General features: G+C 68.8%; 2 protein-coding genes. Both read right to left on the bottom strand.

Features of this window, described 5'->3' with window-relative positions; all coding sequences use genetic code 11:
• A partial coding sequence (locus H926_RS26120) for a trehalase family glycosidase (protein WP_043608400.1) occupies positions 1-462 on the bottom strand: 462 nt, incomplete at its 3' end.
• Complete coding sequence (locus H926_RS0107270; protein WP_022675712.1) at positions 459-1934, bottom strand: tryptophan halogenase family protein; 1476 nt, start codon at positions 1932-1934, stop codon at positions 459-461. The genes H926_RS26120 and H926_RS0107270, both read right to left, overlap by 4 nt.
• Between the last annotated feature and the right edge of the window lie 125 nt (positions 1935-2059).

The raw sequence follows: 2059 nt of genomic DNA, 5'->3' as shown, positions 1-2059 counted from the left end.
GCCATCGGCCTTGAGGCCGAGCATGGTGAAATAGCTGTCCCAGTAATAGATTTCGCGAAAGCGCCCACCCGGCACCACATAGGGCTGCGGCATGGCCAAGGCGGATGAACCGGGCGGCGGGGTGAGCGCCGGGCGAGTCAGCTGCGGCCACAGCGCGGCGATGTGCTCGCGCAGCGATGGCCGCGCCCCCGGCTCGGCCGGCACCACGAAGTGCCGGTTCACAAAGGCGCGCAGCGCCGCCGGGCCCTGCGGCTGCTCCGCCCGCCACGCAGCCATCACCGCATCGGGTGCCTCACGCGGGGTGGCGTCGGCAAAGGTCTTGCTGTCGGGATAGAGCCGCGCTGCCTGCACCGCTTCAAACAGCGGACCGAACAATACCTGCGGCGGCGGCTGGGGTGAAGGCGCCACCTGCCCCATCGTGGCTAGCGCCACCAGGGCAAGTGCGAGGGGGCGCAGCCTCATGCCCGGTCTGCCCGCAATTGGGCCAGGCTCTTGGCCACGGCGGCCTTTACGGCATCGAGGTGGCGCAGGTTTTCCGTGTCGCTCATGCTGTCGAGCATCGGATTATGATCGCCCGCGCGCAAGCCCTGCCCGGTCATGACGGCAAACCAGCTGGCATCGCGGAACAGCTCTTCGCCACGCAGCATCAGGCGCCCGCTCGATGTGAACTGCTCCACCTTGTAGGCCAGGCTTTCGGGCAGGGCCGTGGCCTGGCAGTGCTGCCACAGCGGCTCGCTGCGGCCTTGGGTGAAGTGATAGTGCAGCACCAGGAAATCGCGCACGTCTTCCATTTCCTGGGCGAACACGCGGTTGTATTGCTCGGCCAGCAGCGGCGCGCAGTCCTGGCGCGGGAACAGCGACAGCAGCTTGCCGATCCCGGTCTGGATCAGGTGGATGCTGGTCGATTCCAGCGGTTCGAGGAACCCGCTGGCCAGGCCGATCGCCACGACATTTCCGATCCAGGCGCGACGGCGGCGGCCAGGGGTAAAGCGGATCAGGCGCGGATCGGCCGTGGGCGTGCCGATCGCGGCGATCAGGCTGTCGCGCGCGGCATCGGCGGTTTCGAACCGGCTGGAAAAGACATAGCCATTGCCCACGCGGTGTTGCAGCGGAATGCGCCAGCGCCAGCCAGCCGCCGCCGCCGTGGCGGTGGTGAACAGCGGCGCGGCCGGATCGGCGGCGGGGGGGGCGGCCCAGGCGCTGTCGCACGGCAGCCAGTGCGACCAGTCTTCAAACCCAGCCGCCATCTGCCCTTCGATCAACAGGCCAGTGAGGCCCGAGCAATCGATGAACAGGTCGGCCGCCACATGCTCCCCCCGCTCGGTGGTGAGCGCGCGGATGAAACCGGTCTCGCCATCGCGGTCGATCGCCGTCACGCGGCCCTCGTGGCGGCGCACGCCGCGCTCTTCGGCCATGCGCCGCAGGAACGCGGCATAAAGGCCGGCATCGAAATGATAGGCATGGCCCAGCGTCGAGAGCAGCGAGCGTGGATCGCCGCTGCCCCGCGCAAAGACGCCGGCCCGCGCCAGTTGCGTGGTCAGCGACACGGCGTCGATATCGATCGCGTGCCCGCCGTTCCACGCGCGGATCAGGCGGTGCGGCAGCATCTGCGCGTCGCCCGGCAGGCCATAGGTGCCGAACGGGTGGAAATAGGCGCTGCCCTCGCCCTGCCAGCCGCGAAATTCGATGCCCAGCTTCCAGGTGGCGCCGGTTGCCTGCATGAACGCCGCTTCGTCCAGGCCGATCAGCTGGTTGAACCAGTGGATCGTCGGGATCGTCGCCTCGCCCACGCCGATCGTGCCGATGGCATCGGATTCAATGAGGGCAATGGCCACGCCTTGCGGCGCCAGCGCCTTGGACAAGGCCGCCGCCGTCATCCACCCGGCGGTGCCGCCACCCAGGATGGCGATCGAGGCAATCGGCGCGCCGCTCATCGCGGGCCGCAGCCCGTCGTGCCTGGCGCCGGCCGCTTGAGCGCCAGATAGACTGTGCTCCACAGCTGTGCGGCATTGGATTCATCGGCATCGCCGCCGCGCGCGCCAAAGGCTTCCACCTTGTA

Origin of the sequence: Novosphingobium sp. B-7 (genome assembly GCF_000410615.1) — a bacterium.
GTDB lineage: Bacteria > Pseudomonadota > Alphaproteobacteria > Sphingomonadales > Sphingomonadaceae > Novosphingobium > Novosphingobium capsulatum.
This window is presented reverse-complemented; position numbering and strand designations above follow the sequence as displayed.